The sequence below is a fragment of the Klebsiella sp. C239 genome, from assembly GCF_048822715.1.
Taxonomy (GTDB): domain Bacteria; phylum Pseudomonadota; class Gammaproteobacteria; order Enterobacterales; family Enterobacteriaceae; genus Klebsiella; species Klebsiella quasipneumoniae.
Genome location: NZ_JBMEZK010000005.1, coordinates 215,026 through 232,135, shown reverse-complemented (window position 1 = coordinate 232,135; position 17,110 = coordinate 215,026). Strand labels below are relative to the sequence as shown.

The 17,110-nt window shown below is 58.0% G+C and carries 13 protein-coding genes, 1 tRNA gene and 2 other RNA genes; 8 read left to right on the top strand and 8 right to left on the bottom strand.

Annotated elements, in window-relative coordinates; all coding sequences use genetic code 11:
• Positions 1-23 precede the first annotated feature (23 nt).
• The 5 genes from ACOI6Z_RS15560 to ACOI6Z_RS15540 all read left to right on the top strand — a co-directional run bounded on the left by ACOI6Z_RS15560 (position 24) and on the right by ACOI6Z_RS15540 (position 2,173).
• Positions 24-884: a pirin family protein gene (locus ACOI6Z_RS15560; protein ID WP_065812120.1), complete on the top strand. Its 861-nt coding sequence runs from the start codon at positions 24-26 to the stop codon at positions 882-884.
• Positions 885-902: 18 nt separating this feature from the next.
• A complete protein-coding gene (locus ACOI6Z_RS15555) occupies positions 903-1,580 on the top strand; it encodes an isochorismatase family protein (RefSeq protein ID WP_002898927.1) in 678 nt (225 codons plus the stop codon).
• Between the two features lie 145 nt (positions 1,581-1,725).
• A tRNA-Ser gene (locus ACOI6Z_RS15550) sits at positions 1,726-1,813 on the top strand.
• A 43-nt stretch (positions 1,814-1,856) separates the two neighbouring features.
• Positions 1,857-1,994: non-coding RNA, RtT sRNA (locus ACOI6Z_RS15545), on the top strand.
• Positions 1,995-2,036: 42 nt separating this feature from the next.
• Positions 2,037-2,173, top strand: a non-coding RNA gene (locus ACOI6Z_RS15540) — RtT sRNA.
• Positions 2,174-2,508: 335 nt separating this feature from the next.
• Here ACOI6Z_RS15540 and ACOI6Z_RS15535 read toward each other — a convergent pair.
• From ACOI6Z_RS15535 to efeU, 5 genes are all read right to left on the bottom strand, one after another.
• Positions 2,509-3,153, bottom strand: coding sequence for a DsbA family protein (locus ACOI6Z_RS15535; protein ID WP_023289109.1), 645 nt, complete (start codon positions 3,151-3,153; stop codon positions 2,509-2,511).
• Positions 3,154-3,390: 237 nt separating this feature from the next.
• The gene (gene phoH, locus ACOI6Z_RS15530; protein ID WP_002898923.1) at positions 3,391-4,179 is read right to left on the bottom strand and encodes a phosphate starvation-inducible protein PhoH; all 789 of its coding nucleotides are present in this window, start codon (positions 4,177-4,179) and stop codon (positions 3,391-3,393) included.
• A gap of 504 nt (positions 4,180-4,683) precedes the next feature.
• A complete protein-coding gene (efeB, locus tag ACOI6Z_RS15525; protein ID WP_065812121.1) occupies positions 4,684-5,967 on the bottom strand; it encodes an iron uptake transporter deferrochelatase/peroxidase subunit in 1,284 nt (427 codons plus the stop codon).
• Positions 5,968-5,971: 4 nt separating this feature from the next.
• Positions 5,972-7,099: an iron uptake system protein EfeO gene (efeO, locus tag ACOI6Z_RS15520; protein ID WP_049013715.1), complete on the bottom strand. Its 1,128-nt coding sequence runs from the start codon at positions 7,097-7,099 to the stop codon at positions 5,972-5,974.
• A 51-nt stretch (positions 7,100-7,150) separates the two neighbouring features.
• Positions 7,151-7,981, bottom strand: a complete 831-nt coding sequence (gene efeU / locus ACOI6Z_RS15515; RefSeq protein ID WP_032452417.1) for an iron uptake transporter permease EfeU — start codon at positions 7,979-7,981, stop codon at positions 7,151-7,153.
• 270 nt (positions 7,982-8,251) lie between these two features.
• Between efeU and ACOI6Z_RS15510 the strand changes: the two genes are divergently transcribed.
• A complete protein-coding gene (locus ACOI6Z_RS15510) occupies positions 8,252-9,436 on the top strand; it encodes a NupC/NupG family nucleoside CNT transporter (RefSeq protein WP_065812211.1) in 1,185 nt (394 codons plus the stop codon).
• A 31-nt stretch (positions 9,437-9,467) separates the two neighbouring features.
• On the opposite strand, the gene ACOI6Z_RS15505 is transcribed toward ACOI6Z_RS15510, so the two are convergent.
• Complete coding sequence (locus ACOI6Z_RS15505) at positions 9,468-9,902, bottom strand: DUF3574 domain-containing protein (protein WP_065812122.1); 435 nt, start codon at positions 9,900-9,902, stop codon at positions 9,468-9,470.
• Between the two features lie 134 nt (positions 9,903-10,036).
• On the bottom strand, positions 10,037-11,545 hold the full coding sequence (gene putP, locus ACOI6Z_RS15500; protein WP_065812123.1) for a sodium/proline symporter PutP: 1,509 nt from the start codon (positions 11,543-11,545) through the stop codon (positions 10,037-10,039).
• Between the two features lie 421 nt (positions 11,546-11,966).
• On the opposite strand from putP, the gene putA reads away from it, so the two are divergent.
• Positions 11,967-15,929, top strand: a complete 3,963-nt coding sequence (gene putA / locus ACOI6Z_RS15495) for a trifunctional transcriptional regulator/proline dehydrogenase/L-glutamate gamma-semialdehyde dehydrogenase (RefSeq protein ID WP_243817420.1) — start codon at positions 11,967-11,969, stop codon at positions 15,927-15,929.
• A 129-nt stretch (positions 15,930-16,058) separates the two neighbouring features.
• Positions 16,059-16,454 (top strand): lysozyme inhibitor LprI family protein, encoded by a 396-nt coding sequence (locus ACOI6Z_RS15490; RefSeq protein ID WP_023289101.1) that lies wholly within the window; start codon positions 16,059-16,061, stop codon positions 16,452-16,454.
• Here ACOI6Z_RS15490 and rutR read toward each other — a convergent pair.
• Positions 16,451-17,089: an HTH-type transcriptional regulator RutR gene (rutR, locus tag ACOI6Z_RS15485; protein WP_065812125.1), complete on the bottom strand. Its 639-nt coding sequence runs from the start codon at positions 17,087-17,089 to the stop codon at positions 16,451-16,453. The genes ACOI6Z_RS15490 and rutR overlap by 4 nt on opposite strands.
• Between the last annotated feature and the right edge of the window lie 21 nt (positions 17,090-17,110).

Sequence of the window (17,110 nt, the reverse complement as noted above, 5' to 3'; positions counted from 1 at the left end):
ATACCGATACACAGGAGAAAGCCATGAAACAGATTACAGGAGTCTACACCGCGCCTGCACAGCATTGGGTAGGCGACGGCTTCCCGGTTCGTTCGATGTTTTCCTATCAGACGCACGGCCAGCAGTTGAGCCCCTTCTTACTGCTCGACTATGCCGGGCCGTACACCTTCCCGGCAGGCAGCGATAAACGCGGCGTCGGTGAGCATCCGCATCGCGGATTCGAAACCGTCACTATCGTCTACGCCGGTGAAGTAGAGCATCGTGACTCCACCGGACGCGGCGGGGTGATCGGCCCAGGCGACGTGCAATGGATGACGGCCGGCGCCGGGATCCTGCACGAAGAGTTCCACTCGGAGGCCTTCACCCGCAGCGGCGGCGAGCTGAAGATGATCCAGCTGTGGGTCAACCTGCCCGCCAAAGACAAAATGACGGCCCCCGGCTACCAGAGCATTACCGCCGGGACAATCCCCACCGCCGCGCTGGTGAATGGCGCCGGACAGGTTCGGGTTATTGCCGGCCAGTATGACGACGTCAGCGGCCCGGCCCATACCTTCTCACCGCTTAACGTGTGGGATCTGCAGCTGAATCAGGGGCACGACCTCACGCTGCGCCAGCCGGAAGGCTGGAGTACTGCGCTGGTGGTACTGGAAGGGGAAGTGATCATCAACGGTTCCGAATCCGCCCGCGAAGGCCAGCTCGCCGTCCTGAGCCAGGCAGGAGACGCACTGCACCTGGAGGCGACCGCCCAGGCAAAAGTTCTGCTGATGGCCGGCGAACCGCTGCAGGAGCCGATTGTGGGCTATGGCCCCTTTGTCATGAATAACAAAACACAGATCGCAGAAGCCGTTCGCGATTTTAACAGCGGCCGCTTTGGCCAAATCTAACTCATTGAGGTGAATACTATGTCTACTCCCGCTAACTTTAACGGTGCTCGTCCGGTGATTGATGTCAACGATACCGCCATGCTGTTGATTGACCACCAGAGCGGCCTGTTCCAGACCGTCGGCGATATGCCGATGCCAGAGCTGCGCGCTCGCGCCGCCGCGCTGGCGAAGATGGCCTCGCTTGCCGGGATCCCGGTGATCACCACCGCTTCCGTGCCGCAGGGGCCGAACGGTCCGCTGATCCCGGAGATTCATGAGAACGCGCCGCATGCGAAATACATCGCCCGTAAAGGCGAGATCAACGCCTGGGATAACCCGGAATTCGTCGCCGCGGTGAAAGCGACCGGTCGCAAAACGCTGATTATCGCCGGGACCATCACCAGCGTCTGCATGGCCTTCCCGGCGATTGCCGCCGTCGCCGACGGTTATAAAGTGTTTGCCGTGATTGACGCTTCCGGCACCTACAGCAAAATGGCGCAGGAGATCACCCTGGCTCGCGTGGTACAGGCCGGCGTAGTGCCGATGGATACCGCCGCCGTCGCCTCTGAGCTGCAGCGTACCTGGAATCGCCCGGACGCCGCAGAATGGGCGGAGGTGTACACCAAAGTCTTCCCGGCCTACCAGCTGCTGATCGAAAGCTACAGCAAAGCGCAGGACGTCGTGAAGAATAACGAACAGCTTGATTCCCAGCGCTAAAACGCCTGCCCCGCTACGTCGCAGCGGGGCGTTGTTCATTGCGTGAGCGGTCGGTAAAGAAAGAAGAAATTATGCTTGACCGTTTAAACGCAACTCCCTATAGTAGCGCCCCGTTGCCCACCCAAGGTGAGCAGCAAGACAATATGGTGAGGTGTCCGAGTGGCTGAAGGAGCACGCCTGGAAAGTGTGTATACGGCAACGTATCGGGGGTTCGAATCCCCCCCTCACCGCCATATTCAAGATGAGAGCCTGTACGCAAGTACGGGCTCTTTTCTTTTATATTCTCCGCCGGGGGGGATGAGAACCCCCGACCGGGGTTCGACAACTGGCAACGCCAGTTGGACAGACCGCGAGCCTGCGAGCGGGCTGCCCCGCAGGGGCGAGCGAAGCGAGTCAATCCCCCCCTCACCGCCATATTCGAGATGAGAGCCTGTACGCAAGTACGGGCTCTTTTCTTTTATATTCTCCACGGGGGGGATGAGAACCCCCGACCGGGGTTCGACAACTGGCGCAGCCAGTTGGACAGACCGTGAGCCCGCGAGCGGGCTGCCCCGCAGGGGCGAGCGAAGCGAGTCAATCCCCCCTCACCGCCATATTCAAGATGAGGGCCTGTACGCAAGTACGGGCTCTTTTCTTTTATATTCTCCGCTGGGGGGGATGAGAACCCCCGACCGGGGTTCGACAACTGGCAACGCCAGTTGGACAGACCGCGAGCCTGCGAGCGGGCTGCCCCACAGGGGCGAGCGAAGCGAGTCAATCCCCCCCTCACCGCCATATTTTAAGAAGAGCTCGTACGCAAGTACGGGCTTTTTTTTCGCATGTGGCACCCGCCGGGGGGGATGAGAACCCCCGACCGGGGTTCGACAACTGGCGCAACCACCTGGACAGAACGAAAAAGACAATCCGAATGAAACTATCTCACTTCACGTCACTGGGATTTGTTAAGCAAAAATAAAACCAGATTCGCCATATCCTCTGCATAGGTATCATAGTCATCTTGCGCGAGTGATGCATTGTTAATATGATATTTCCCTGAAACATAAAAAGAAGGCGTACCACTTACTTTCATTTTTTCGACCAGATTGTCCTGTCTGGCAATTAAAGCTTTTACCATAAAATTACTTTGCATTTCGGCATATTTCTCGGACGTAATGCCAAGTTGATTAAATACCTTAACAATATCAGCTGTCGTTTTAATATCACGCTTAACCTGTAAGCCTTCAAACAATAACTTTTCCACCTTGCCATCTACCCCAGCATATTGTGCTACGGCCCATGCTTCTGTTAATGCTGGTCCTAAAGGTCCCATCTGGCTGACATGGTATTTTTCCAGTTTCATATCGGCGGGCAGGCGCTTTCTGATAGCTGTATCAACATTGATGCGCTCTGCAAACGCATAACAAGGTCCGCAGTAGAAGGAAAAAAACTCAACCAGCTGCGGCGGTTGCTTAACAGTAGAATTAATGACAGTGAAGTTTTTCCCTGCCTGATAATCTTTACTATAAGCAGCAGATGACAACCCCACCATCAAAATAGTAATTAATAACTTGATAACTTTCCCATGTACGACCATAGTGCTTCCCTTACAAGTATCCATACAATTAAATGAGTAAAACGGCGTAAGACGAAGGAAATTATTAGAAAGGCGCTTATGTATAGCAAAGCAGATATTCTTGTATTACAGAGAAGAAATTCTATCACCTACAGCGATGGATCCCTCAAAACAGAAAGTTTATCCGCACTTCAGACTGTCGCAAAGATCAAAACAACAAAGCCCGGGCTAGCCCGGGCCTTGCTCACAGTATGACGCTCAATAATAGGCTTTCAGCGTCCGCTGGCAGAGGGCTGAGCGCACGCAGTCATCGGTGGTGAAACGCACGATGCCGATCATCTCGTCTTCCTCAAAACGCGCCAGCGCATCACTTAGGCCAGATCTCACACCAGAGGGCAAGTCGCACTGGGTGATATCGCCATTGACGATGACCGTCACGTTCTCCCCGAGGCGGGTTAAAAACATCTTCATTTGCGCTGCGGTCACGTTCTGGGCCTCGTCCAGAATCACCACCGCATTTTCAAAGGTACGTCCGCGCATATAGGCGAACGGCGCGATTTCCACCTTGCCGATTTCCGGACGCAGGCAGTACTGCATAAAGGAAGCCCCCAACCTTTTGACCAGCACGTCGTAAACCGGTCGGAAATAGGGCGCGAACTTCTCGGCGATATCTCCCGGTAAGAAGCCGAGATCTTCGTCGGCCTGCAGAACGGGACGGGTAACAATAATTCTGTCCACATCCTTATGGATCAGCGCTTCCGCTGCCTTCGCCGCACTAATCCAGGTCTTGCCGCATCCGGCTTCGCCGGTGGCGAAAATCAGCTGTTTATTGTCGATGGCATTTAGATAATGCGCCTGAGCCTCATTGCGCGCCTCAATTGGGGAAGTATCACGGCTGTCCCGCGCCATGCCAATTGCTTCTACGCCACTCATTTGCACAAGCGATGTGACCGATTCTTCTTCACGCTGCTTATGACTGCGTGAATCCCGTCTCAGCACACGTTTTGCTTCACGACGAGCTTTGATCACTGCTTTTTGTCTTCCCATGGATAGCACCTTGCGTTGTAGGTTTACATCACACGCGTCAACATCGACGCGACTATGCGCACGAACGATTGAGGTTTGGCTTCCTTGTAAGCCATTGCTTGCCGGTAGAACTGACAACGAGTCGCGGCTACGCGCACCGCGTACCCTGCCAAGGTGATAATAATTCGAAGCGGAGGGAGAAAGAGTGAGAAAATCGCTGCCGGAAGCGGGGCTTCCGTGCTGAAGAGTACGGTCTGTGGTTTTACGTTGTCCGGTACGGGACCTTACCATTCGCGATCTCCATAGTGAAACGTCACACTGCCGGGAACTACCGCGTATGTAATAAGTACATCAAAAAAGATTCTTAATGCAACTTATTTTTCACAATGACGCAACAAATAGTTCTTAAGCAAGTGTAGGAGACTATCGGTCATTTGTATTACAGAAATATAACACATGGCAGGAAATATAAGAAAAATGAGAAAAACAGCAGAAAACGCCCTGCCCTTGCGGACAGGGTCGGTATCAGGCCTGCAGCAGCGTCTGTCCCAGGTAGTGCTTGTCATCCACTACGCCGGGTAAAACAAAGAAGTAGCCCCCGCCAATGGGTTTGACGTACTCCTCCAGCGCCTCGCCGTTAAGCCGTTTCTGCACCGTCAGAAAACCCTTTTCCAGATCGTGCTGATAGCAAACGAACAACAGCCCCATATCCAGTTGCCCGGCGTTAGTGACGCCCAGCGAATAGCTGTAGCCGCGGCGCATCATCAGGCTGGACTGGGTTTCCGGCGTGCGAGGATTGGCCAGACGAATATGGCTATCCAGCGCGATCGTCTCGCCGCCAGGATCGTTGCTGTAATCCGGGGTATCGTGCTCGTTTTTCATCCCCAGCGGCGCTCCGGTGTGTTTGTCGCGGCCAAAGATCGTCTGCTGCTCTTTCAGCGGCGTCCGGTCCCAGAACTCGACGTGAAACTGGATGATGCGCGCCGCCTGATAGCTGCCGCCCACGGCCCAGGCCGGCTCGTCCTGATCCGCCGTTACCCACACGACCTGATCCATCAGCGCGCTGTCATGGCTCGCCGGATTAGCGGTGCCGTCTTTGAAACCCAGCAGGTTGATGGGGGTCTCTTTGCCTTTGCTGCGCGCCGCGCTATCGGAGATAAACCCTTCCCGCTTCCAGCGCACGCTGAGCAAATCCGGCGTATGTTTGATGACATCGCGCAGGGCGTGGATCACCGTATCCTGAGTATTGGCGCAGATCTGCAGCAGCAGGTCGCCATGGCACAGGGCGGCATCCAGCGAATCATTGGGGAAGCGAGTCATCGGCTGCAGTTTTCTCGGCACTTTATCCGCGAGACCAAAGCGCTCATCAAACAGTGAATGGCCGACCGAGACGGTGATGGTCAGGTTATCCGGGGCAATCCACGGCCCTAAGATGCCGGAATCCATCGGCGGCAGCCGGGGATTAGGCGTATCCGGCGCCGGGCCGCCCTGGGTTAAAAAGGCGATACGCTGGGTCAGCAGCCGGAACAGACGCTCGAGGTCGGCTTTATCTGACGCCAGCACGTCGAACGCCACCAGCATCATCGAGGCCTGCTGCGGCGTCAGAATGCCCGCCTGATGCCGGCCGTAGAATGGCTGTTTTTCCTGACGCGCGTCGGGTGCGAGCGTCCCGGGGGAACTTTCCGCTTTTGCCGCATGCGCCACCGGGCAGCCGCCGGTGATGGCCAGCGCGCCGCCAAGCGCGCCGATCCCTTTCAGTAAGCGACGACGTGACGGCTCGTTCACGTCGTGTGGTTTCTGTTGTGCCATCGACTTAGTCCAGACCCAGGATCCCGCGCAGCTGAGCCAGATCTTCCGCCAGGGTGGTGATCGGCCCTTTCAGCGCATTACGGTCAGCGGTGGTCAGCTTATCGTAAGTTTCGAAACCGTCTTTGGTGCGGTATTTGCTGAGGATACTGTCCACTTTCTTAAAGTTGGCGTCCACTTTCGCCAGCAGCGCGCTGTTCTCTTTTTGCAGCTGCGGGCGCAGCAGGTCGACAATTTTCTGCGCGCCGTCAATATTGGCCTGGAAGTCCCACAGGTCGGTATGGCTGTAGCGATCTTCTTCACCGCTGATCTTGCTGGCCGCGACTTCTTCAATTAATCCTGCCGCACCGCCCACGACTTTTGACGGCGGGAACGCCAGCTCGCTGATGCGTTTTTGCAGCTCCAGCACATCGCTGTTCAGCTGATCGGCATATTTTTCCATGCCCTTGACGCTGTTATCGCCAAACAGCGCCTTTTCCAGACGGTGGAAACCGGTGAATTTCGGATCTTCCGCTTTTTTCTCGAAGTCGTCTTCGCGGGCGTCGATGCTGCCGTCAAGGTCAGAGAACAGCTCGGCGATCGGCTCGATGCGCTCGTAATACTGGCGCGTCGGGGCGTACAGCGCTTTCGCTTTCTCGATATCGCCCGCTTTCACCGCGTCGGTAAAGGCTTTGGTGCCGCTGACCAGCTGCGCGGTTTCCGCCGTCACATAGGCTTTGTAAGCGGTGATCGCTTCGCCGAGGCTCAGCACCGCATCGGCTTTCGCCGCGTCTTTGGTGGCGGCGCCGGTGACGATCAGTTTGCCTTTCGGGTTGGTGAGCAGGCCGCAGGTCATGTCATATTCGCCCGGCTGCAGGTTCGCGGTGAGCTTCTGGGTAAAGCCCGGCGCGATGTTCTCACGCTCTTCCACCACCATGACCCCTTTCAGAATCTCCCACTCCAGCGCTTTCTGGCTGTGGTTCTGAATAATAAACTGGGTTTTACCCGCGTTAACGGTCACCTGCATCGGCTCGCACTGTTTATCGTTGACGGTGACTTTGACCTGCGGGATATCCGCAGCCTGAGCACCGAATGCAGAGCTGAGCAGCGCGGCCACGGTCACCCGTAGCGCATTACGGCGAAAATGAATCATCATGATCATCCCTTTCGGTAAGTAGAGTGTCGCTTATAAGCTCGCAGCGCCCGGTCAGGCAGCCCGCGAGGCAGTCGTATTATTTCGCGGCGGCAGCGCAAACAGCACCAGCGCCGGGATCAGATAAAGCAGATAAACAGCCACTTCGCTGACGCTTGGCGTCTCCTGGTAGCCGAAGATCCCTTCCAGCAGCGTGCCGAACAGCGTATGCGTCGACAGCACAGCGCTCAGATCGAAGGCGGTCTCCTGGAACAGGTTCCACAGGCCCGCCTCGTGGAAGGCGCGGATCGCCCCCGCGGCCAGGCCAGCGGCCACCAGCAGGATAAACAGGCTGGTCCATTTGAAGAACACGCCGAGGTTGAGACGGATACCGCCCCAGTAGAGCAGGAAGCCCAGCACGATAGCCGTGGCCAGCCCCAGCAGCGCCCCCAGCGGCGGCCAGATGCCGACATCCTGCTGGAATGCCGCCAGCAGAAAGAAGACCGACTCCAGCCCCTCACGGGCGACCGCGAAAAAGACCATCATCACCAGCGCCCAGCCATGGTGATTGCCGCGCTGTAGCGCCTTGTCCACGGCCTGCTCCAGCTGCTGCTTGACGTTGCGTGAGACATTGCGCATCCAGAAGACCATCCACGTCAGGATCACCACCGCGATGACCGCGACGATCCCTTCGAACAGCTCCTGTTCACGCTGAGGAAATTCACCGGTGGTTTCGTTGATAAAAATGCCTAAGCCAAGACACAGCGCCGCCGCGAGGATCACGCCAATCCACATCACGCCAATCCAGTTGCCGCGCTGGGTGCGTTTCAGATAGCTGGCGATCAGGCTGACAATCAGCGCCGCCTCCAGGCCTTCGCGTAACATAATGAGAAATGGGACAAACATGCCAATACCCTTAAATGTAAAGCACCGTCAACGAATGCAAAAACAGGTAATATTTATGATAGTGATTATCATTACAATACTCAGAAACACAAGCAAAATGTGCAGAGAATGATGATCAGTTGTAAATAAATCGCTGGCAAATAATGACTTATGAAAATATTCGCCTGTTATGAGGGAAAAGAATAAGCAAAGGATTTTTTACGTCAGATATTTACCCGTCGCAGCGGCTATGGCTAAATGGCGGCCTTATTGACCTGCGAAAAGAACAACATGACTGCATTTTTTCATTTCCTGCTGGCGCTGGCGGTGATCCTCGCCCTGGCCTGGCTTGCCAGCTATGACAGACAAAAAATTCGTATTCGTTATATTCTCCAGTTGATTATTATCGAAATAGCGCTCGCTTTCTTTTTCCTGCACGCCGAAAGCGGCCTGTGGCTGGTGAAAAATATCTCCGGCTTTTTTGCTTCGCTATTAGGCTTTGCCGCCGAAGGGACCAATTTCGTCTTTGGCGGCATGAGCGAAAAAGGCTTAGCCTTTATTTTCCTTGGCGTCCTGTGTCCAATTGTGTTTATTTCCGCGCTGATTGGTATTCTCCAGCACTGGCGGATCCTGCCGATTTTTATTCGCGTCATTGGCACCCTGCTGTCGAAGGTCAACGGCATGGGTAAGCTGGAATCTTTTAACGCCGTCAGCTCACTGATCCTCGGCCAGTCAGAAAACTTCATCGCCTACAAAGGCGTGCTGGGCGACCTCTCCTCGCGGCGTCTGTTCACCATGGCGGCGACGGCCATGTCGACCGTATCGCTGTCGATCGTCGGCGCCTATATGACCATGCTGGACGCCAAATACGTCGTCGCGGCGCTGATCCTGAATATGTTCAGCACCTTTATCGTGCTGTCGGTGATTAACCCGACGCGGCCGGGCAGCGAGCAGGAAATAAAGCTGGAGAAGCTGCATGAATCGCAGAGTTTCTTTGAAATGCTCGGGGAATATATTCTGGCCGGCTTTAAGGTGGCGATGATTATTCTGGCGATGCTGATCGGCTTTATCGCGCTGATCAGCGCCATTAACGCGCTGTTCGCTACCCTGTTTGGCCTCAGCTTCCAGCAGATCCTCGGCTACGTCTTCTATCCGCTGGCCTGGCTTGTCGGCATTCCGCTGAGCGATGCGCTGAACGCCGGCAGCATCATGGCCACCAAGCTGGTCGCTAACGAATTTGTGGCGATGATTGAGCTGCAAAAGATTGCCGCCAGCATGACGCCGCGCGGGCTCGGCATTCTCTCGGTCTTTCTGGTATCGTTTGCCAACTTTGCCTCGATCGGCATTATCGCCGGGGCGATCAAAGGCCTGAATGAACCGCAGGGCAATATTGTCTCCCGCTTCGGCCTGCGGCTGGTGTATAGCGCCACGCTGGTGAGCCTGCTTTCGGCCAGCTTCGCCGGGCTGGTGCTGTAAGACAAACGGCGGGGCTGTCCCCGCCGTTAACTCAAAACTGTACGCAGACCGGCTGGTCGACACGCATCACCGACTCCTGCGCGAAGCGCGATTTATAGCCCTCGCGCAGGGCCTCAATACCGGTCTCGCTCTGCGCGTCGTGGCCATGGATCACCATCAGCGCCTTGCTCTGCTCCCGCACCACCTGACCATTCTGGCCAAGCCACTGGCCGTGGGCATCAAACACCGTCAGCCCGTCGCGAAAGCGCGGCGTGACGTCGCGGTCGACAAACTGTTGCCACTCTTCAGGGGTGATGTCTTTCCCCGCCGGGCGGCTCAGACCGAAGTAAAGCGTGGTTTGCACCATGGACTGATCCGCCGGGCAGGCGCCGGGCTTCGGCGCGCTGGCCGATGAACTTCCACCCGCCGCGCAGCCGCTGAGTAACCCTGCCAGCACCAGCGCCATTGCACCCTGTCTGAACGTCATCTTTGCTATCCTCATTGTTATTAGTCAGGAAATATCAGCGGATTTTCAAATAATTAGCAAGGGTTATAATATTCCGGCCCGGCAACAGGCAATAAAAAGCCCGCCAGCGGCGGGCTCGTGAGCGTCAGATGAGCTTACTCAGCCGTGGCGCGTACCGGCGGCGGCGTATGGTAGTGGGCATCCGCTTCGGCGAAGCGCTGCTGCATGCTGGCTGACGGCGCTTTATCCAGCAGGCTAAAGACCACAATCCCGATGCTGCCGAAGATAAAGCCCGGAATAATTTCATACAGGCCCAGCCAGCCAAACTGCTTCCAGACGATCACGGTCAGAGCGCCAATCACCATCCCGGCCAGCGCGCCGTTACGGGTCATACGCGACCACATCACCGAGAACAGCACCACCGGGCCAAAGGCGGCGCCGAAACCGGCCCAGGCATAGCTCACCAGACCCAGCACGCGGTTCTCCGGGTTGGCCGCCAGGGCAATGGCTACCAGGGCAACCACCAGCACCATCATACGGCCCACCCAGACCAGCTCTTTCTGACCGGCGTTTTTACGCAGGAAGGCTTTATACAGATCTTCAGTAATCGCGCTGGAGCAAACCAGCAGCTGACAGCTCAGGGTGGACATCACCGCCGCCAGAATCGCCGACAGCAGGATCCCGGCAATCCACGGGTTAAACAGGATTTGCGCCAGCTCGATAAACACGCGTTCGGCGTTCTGGTTAACCGCGCCCGCCAGGCTCGGGTTGTTATTGAAGTAGGCGATGCCAAAGAAGCCGACGGCCACCGCCCCGCCGAGGCAGAGGATCATCCAGGTCATACTAATGCGACGCGCGTGGACGATGCTGTGGTGCGAATCCGCCGCCATAAAGCGCGCCAGAATATGCGGCTGACCGAAATAGCCCAGTCCCCAGCCCATCAGCGAAATAATCGCCACGAAGTTCAGCCCTTTCAGCATGTCGATATTTTCGATGCTCTTCTGCTTAATGACTTCCAGCGAATCGCCAAAACCGCCGACGGATATAATCACGATTACCGGGGTGAGGATCAGCGCGAAAATCATCAGGCTGGCCTGCACGGTATCCGTCCAGCTGACGGCGAGGAAGCCGCCGACAAAGGTATAGATAATTGTCGCCGCCGCGCCGGCCCACAGCGCGGTTTCATAGCTCATGCCAAAGGTGCTTTCAAACAGACGCGCCCCCGCCACAATTCCCGAGGCGCAATAGATAGTAAAGAACAGCAGAATAACCAGCGCCGAAATAATTCTCAGCACCCGGCTTTTATCTTCAAAACGGCCGGTAAAATAATCAGGCAGCGTCAGGGCGTTATTATTCACCTCGGTATGCACGCGCAGGCGCCCGGCGACCAGCTTCCAGTTAATCCACGCCCCCAACGTTAAGCCGATGGCAATCCAGCTTTCGGAAATCCCGGAGAGGAAAATGGCGCCCGGCAGGCCCATCAGCAGCCAGCCGCTCATGTCCGAGGCGCCGGCGGAAAGCGCGGTCACAAATGGCCCCAGACTGCGTCCCCCGAGAATATAATCATCAAAGTTTTTGGTCGAACGCCAGGCAATAAACCCTATCAATACCATACCAAGAATATAAATAATAAATGTCACCAGCATCGGTGTGCTAATAGCCATGCAAAGTCTCCAGAATTTTTATCGACAGCGTCCAACTTCGTCGTTTTTTTCCACTACCGGAACGGGGTAATGGCGCATTGTTTAATTGGGCGACCGTATCCTGACGGAAGCTTCGGTTTTTCACAAACGATTTAACACAGCATTTACACGAAAAACCGACGGCGCAAAACGTCAATTTGCGAGAGGTTGCACTCTCTCACGTTTTTAAAGGTTGCACCAAACAAAAGTGTTAACTCACGCATACAAATACCCTATGAGCCCGGGGTTAAAATTCTGCTATTTTAGGCACTATTTTTAACAAATCCGCCATTTCACGGCTTTCGTCACACGCCTCAATTAACAAGGTTGCACAAAGTTGCAACATAGTGGATATTTTCAGGCAACCGCATAAGCCTAACGATAAATGACAGGAGTTTTGAGCATGGGCACCACCACCATGGGTGTTAAGCTTGACGACGCAACCCGCGAGCGCATTAAGTCCGCCGCGAGCCGCATTGACCGCACGCCGCACTGGCTGATTAAGCAGGCCATCTTCAACTATCTGGAAAAGCTGGAGAACGACGAAACGCTGCCCGAACTGCCGGCGCTGCTCTCCGGGGCCGCCAATGAAAGCGATGAAGCGGGTTCCCCGGCGGAAGAGCCGTATCAGCCGTTCCTCGAATTCGCCGAGCAGATCCTGCCGCAGTCGGTAAGCCGCGCGGCGATCACCGCCGCCTGGCGTCGCCCGGAAACCGACGCGGTGCCGATGCTGCTGGAGCAGGCCCGACTGCCGCAGCCGCTGGGCGAGCAGGCGCATAAGCTGGCGTATCAGCTGGCGGAAAAACTGCGCAACCAGAAGACCGCCAGCGGCCGCGCCGGCATGGTGCAGAGTCTGCTGCAGGAGTTCTCCCTCTCCTCACAGGAAGGGGTGGCGCTGATGTGCCTGGCGGAAGCCCTGCTGCGTATTCCGGATAAAGCCACCCGCGATGCGCTGATCCGCGACAAAATCAGCAACGGCAACTGGCAGTCGCACATCGGCCGCAGCCCGTCGCTGTTCGTCAATGCCGCCACCTGGGGGCTGCTGTTCACCGGCAAACTGGTCTCCACCCATAACGAAACCAGCCTCTCACGCTCGCTGAACCGCATCATCGGCAAGAGCGGCGAACCGCTGATCCGTAAGGGCGTGGATATGGCGATGCGCCTGATGGGCGAGCAGTTCGTCACCGGGGAAACCATCGCCGAAGCGCTGGCTAACGCCCGCAAGCTGGAAGATAAAGGTTTCCGCTACTCCTACGATATGCTCGGCGAAGCGGCCCTGACCGCCGCCGACGCCCAGGCCTATATGGTCTCTTATCAGCAGGCGATCCATGCCATCGGCAAAGCTTCCAACGGCCGCGGCATTTATGAAGGCCCGGGCATATCCATTAAGCTCTCGGCTCTGCACCCGCGCTACAGCCGCGCCCAGTATGACCGGGTGATGGAAGAGCTCTATCCGCGTCTGAAATCGCTGACCCTGCTGGCGCGCCAGTATGACATCGGCATTAACATCGATGCTGAAGAGGCCGACCGTCTCGAGATCTCCCTCGACCTGCTGGAAAAACTGTGCTTCGAGCCGGAGCTGGCGGGCTGGAACGGCATCGGTTTTGTTATTCAGGCCTACCAGAAGCGCTGCCCGTTCGTCATCGACGCGCTGATCGATCTCGCCACCCGCAGCCGTCGTCGCCTGATGATCCGTCTGGTGAAAGGCGCCTACTGGGACAGCGAAATCAAACGCGCGCAGATGGAAGGTCTCGAAGGCTATCCGGTCTACACCCGCAAGGTTTACACCGACGTCTCCTATCTCGCCTGCGCGAAAAAGCTGCTGGCGGTGCCAAACCTGATTTATCCGCAGTTCGCCACTCACAACGCCCATACTCTGGCGGCTATCTACCAGCTGGCGGGCCAGAACTACTACCCTGGCCAGTATGAGTTCCAGTGCCTGCACGGCATGGGCGAACCGCTGTACGAGCAGGTGGTGGGCAAAGTCGCCGACGGCAAACTGAACCGGCCGTGCCGGATCTACGCTCCGGTGGGCACCCACGAGACGCTGCTGGCGTATCTGGTGCGTCGTCTGCTGGAGAATGGCGCCAATACCTCCTTCGTCAACCGTATCGCGGACAATACCCTGCCGCTGGACGAGCTGGTGGCCGACCCGGTCAGCGCGGTGGAAAAACTGGCGCAGCAGGAAGGCCAGGCCGGTCTGCCGCACCCGAAAATTCCGCTGCCGCGCGATCTCTACGGCAGCGGCCGGTGCAACTCCGCCGGTCTGGATCTGGCTAACGAGCATCGTCTGGCCTCCCTCTCCTCTTCCCTGCTCAACAGCGCCCTGCATAAATGGCAGGCATTGCCGATCCTGGAGCAGCCGGTGGCCGAAGGCGAGATGCAGCCGGTGGTCAACCCGGCGGAGCCGAAGGATATCGTCGGTTACGTCCGCGAAGCCAGCGATGACGAAGTGCAGCAGGCGCTCACCAGCGCTATCAATAACGCGCCCATCTGGTTCGCCACCCCGCCGCAGGAGCGCGCCGCCATTCTTGAGCGCGCCGCGGTGCTGATGGAAAGCCAGATGCCGACCCTGATGGGGATCCTGGTGCGCGAAGCGGGTAAAACCTTCAGCAACGCCATCGCCGAAGTGCGCGAAGCCGTTGACTTCCTCCACTACTACGCCGGTCAGGTGCGCGACGATTTCGATAATGAAACCCACCGTCCGCTGGGTCCGGTGGTCTGCATCAGCCCATGGAACTTCCCGCTGGCGATCTTCACCGGGCAGATTGCCGCCGCGCTGGCGGCCGGCAACAGCGTGCTGGCGAAACCGGCGGAGCAGACGCCGCTTATCGCCGCCCAGGGCGTGGCGATCCTGCTGGAAGCCGGCGTGCCGCCAGGGGTGATCCAGCTGCTGCCGGGCCGCGGGGAAACCGTCGGCGCCGCGCTGACATCCGATGAGCGCGTGCGCGGCGTGATGTTCACCGGCTCCACCGAAGTGGCCACCCTGCTGCAACGCAATATCGCCAGCCGCCTCGACGCTCAGGGACGCCCAACGCCGCTGATCGCCGAAACCGGCGGCATGAACGCGATGATCGTCGACTCGTCGGCGCTTACCGAGCAGGTGGTGATCGACGTCCTGGCTTCCGCGTTCGACAGCGCCGGTCAGCGCTGCTCCGCCCTGCGCGTCCTCTGCCTGCAGGAAGAGGTAGCCGACCACACCTTAACCATGCTGCGCGGCGCGATGAGCGAGTGCCGGATGGGCAATCCCGGCCGCCTGACCACCGATATCGGCCCGGTTATCGATGCGGAAGCGAAAGAGAATATCGAACGCCATATTCAGACGATGCGCGCCAAAGGCCGCACCGTCTATCAGGCGGTGCGCGAGAATAGCGAAGACGCCCGCGAATGGAACCACGGGACCTTTGTGCCGCCGACGCTTATCGAACTCGACAGCTTCGACGAGCTGAAAAAAGAGGTCTTCGGCCCGGTGCTGCACGTGGTGCGCTATAACCGTAACGAGCTGGACAAACTGGTGGAGCAGATTAACGCTTCCGGCTACGGCCTGACCCTCGGCGTACATACCCGTATCGACGAGACCATCGCCCAGGTCACCGGCAGCGCGAAGGTGGGCAACCTGTACGTCAACCGCAATATGGTTGGCGCGGTGGTCGGCGTGCAGCCGTTCGGCGGCGAAGGGTTGTCCGGTACCGGTCCAAAAGCCGGCGGTCCGCTGTACCTTTACCGCCTGCTCTCCAGCCGTCCGCAGGGCGCGGTTGGCGTGACCTTCGCCCGCCAGGATGCAGAGCGTCCGCTGGACGCCCAGCTGAAAACGCTGCTGGAAAAACCGCTGCAGGCGCTGCAGCAGTGGGCGGCGGGCCGTCCTGAGCTGCAGGCGCTGTGCCAGCAGTACAGCGAGCAGGCGCAAAGCGGCACCCAACGCCTGCTTCCGGGGCCCACCGGCGAGCGCAACACCCTGACGCTGATGCCTCGCGAGCGCGTGCTGTGCGTGGCGGATAATGAGCAGGATGCGCTGATCCAGCTGGCGGCCGTGCTGGCGGTCGGTTGTGAAGTGCTGTGGCCGGACAGCGCCCTGCAGCGCGATCTGGCGAAGAAACTCCCGCGGGACGTCAGCGAGCGGATCCGTTTCGCCAAAGCGGATCAGTTGCCTGGCCAGGCCTTCGACGCGGTTATCTATCACGGCGACTCCGACCAGCTGCGCGAGCTGTGCGAGCAGGTGGCGGCGCGCGACGGGGCGATTGTCTCCGTGCAGGGCTTCGCCCGCGGCGAAACCAATCTGCTGCTGGAGCGGTTGTACATCGAGCGTTCGCTGAGCGTCAACACCGCGGCGGCAGGCGGTAACGCCAGCCTGATGACCATCGGCTAAGACGGGCTACCCGGTGGCGCTGTGCGCCGCCATCCGGGAAATCGGCGATGCGATCAGCTAATGACAGCCGACGTCAGCTGTGCTTAATTAAGGCTCCCGGACGGGAGCCTTTTTTATGGGAGCAGAACAATGAAACGCATGTTATTTGCCGCGGCGGTCTTGCTGGCCAGCGGCGCGGCGCTGGCGGACGAGTGCAGCAACGCCAACACCCAAACCGAAATGAATCAGTGCGCGGCCGCGCAGTATCAGGCAGCCGACAAAAAGCTGAATGACACCTGGCAGCAGGCTCTGCAGCGTGCGGTGGGTAAACAGCAGACATTACTGAAGCAGGCCCAGCAGGCATGGATCGCCCTGCGCGACGCCGACTGCGCTTTCCTCGCGTCCGGAGCCGAAGGCGGCAGCATGCAGCCGATGCTGGTGAGCCAGTGCATGACCGATAAGAGCGTGGAGCGGGAATCTTTCCTCGCCTCGCTGCTGCAGTGCGAGGACGGCGATCAAAGCTGCCCGCTGCCGCCGGCCAATTAACGGACGCGAATGCCTTCGATAATCATCCGCTGGACATTATCGACCGTTTGCTCAAAAAAGGCCGCGTCCTGCAGCGTGGCGCCGGTGACCGCCTCCACCTGGGTGGCGAAGTCGGCGTAATGCTGGGTAGTGGCCCAGATCATAAAGATTAAATGCTGCGGATCGACCGGCGCCAGCTTGCCGCGGTCGATCCAGCCGGAAACAATCGCCGATTTCTCATCGACCAGCGCTTTCAGATCCCCGGTCAGTTCGCCCATCAGCAGCGGCGCGCCCTGCAACATCTCAAGGCAGAAGAGCTTCGAGGCCTGGGGGTGATCGCGGGACACCTCCAGCTTCAGACGAATATACTCGCGGATCGCCACCAGCGGGCTGATATCCTCGCGAAAGGCCTTCAGCGGCGCCAGCCAGATGGCGAGGATCTGCTGCAGAACGGCCACGTACAGCGCCTCTTTCGAAGGGTAGTAATAGAGCAGATTGGTTTTCGACACCCCGGCGCGCTCAGCCACCTGCTCCAGCCGCGTACCGTGAATACCAAATTGCGAAAATGCCTCCAGCGCGGCGGCCAGGATGGCCTCCTTTTTGGCGCTGACCGCTTGTGAACGTTTGCCGTTTTTCTTCGCCGCGCCCTGTGCCATACATCCTCTCCTTCAGTTGAC

Coding starts and splice junctions, on each gene's coding strand:
- ACOI6Z_RS15560 (WP_065812120.1), top strand. CDS start 24: ATGAAACAGATTACAGGAGTCTACACCGCGCCTGCACAGCATTGGGTA.
- ACOI6Z_RS15555 (WP_002898927.1), top strand. CDS start 903: ATGTCTACTCCCGCTAACTTTAACGGTGCTCGTCCGGTGATTGATGTC.
- ACOI6Z_RS15535 (WP_023289109.1), bottom strand. CDS start 3,153: ATGGTCGTACATGGGAAAGTTATCAAGTTATTAATTACTATTTTGATG.
- phoH (WP_002898923.1), bottom strand. CDS start 4,179: ATGGGAAGACAAAAAGCAGTGATCAAAGCTCGTCGTGAAGCAAAACGT.
- efeB (WP_065812121.1), bottom strand. CDS start 5,967: ATGGCACAACAGAAACCACACGACGTGAACGAGCCGTCACGTCGTCGC.
- efeO (WP_049013715.1), bottom strand. CDS start 7,099: ATGATGATTCATTTTCGCCGTAATGCGCTACGGGTGACCGTGGCCGCG.
- efeU (WP_032452417.1), bottom strand. CDS start 7,981: ATGTTTGTCCCATTTCTCATTATGTTACGCGAAGGCCTGGAGGCGGCG.
- ACOI6Z_RS15510 (WP_065812211.1), top strand. CDS start 8,252: ATGACTGCATTTTTTCATTTCCTGCTGGCGCTGGCGGTGATCCTCGCC.
- ACOI6Z_RS15505 (WP_065812122.1), bottom strand. CDS start 9,902: ATGACGTTCAGACAGGGTGCAATGGCGCTGGTGCTGGCAGGGTTACTC.
- putP (WP_065812123.1), bottom strand. CDS start 11,545: ATGGCTATTAGCACACCGATGCTGGTGACATTTATTATTTATATTCTT.
- putA (WP_243817420.1), top strand. CDS start 11,967: ATGGGCACCACCACCATGGGTGTTAAGCTTGACGACGCAACCCGCGAG.
- ACOI6Z_RS15490 (WP_023289101.1), top strand. CDS start 16,059: ATGAAACGCATGTTATTTGCCGCGGCGGTCTTGCTGGCCAGCGGCGCG.
- rutR (WP_065812125.1), bottom strand. CDS start 17,089: ATGGCACAGGGCGCGGCGAAGAAAAACGGCAAACGTTCACAAGCGGTC.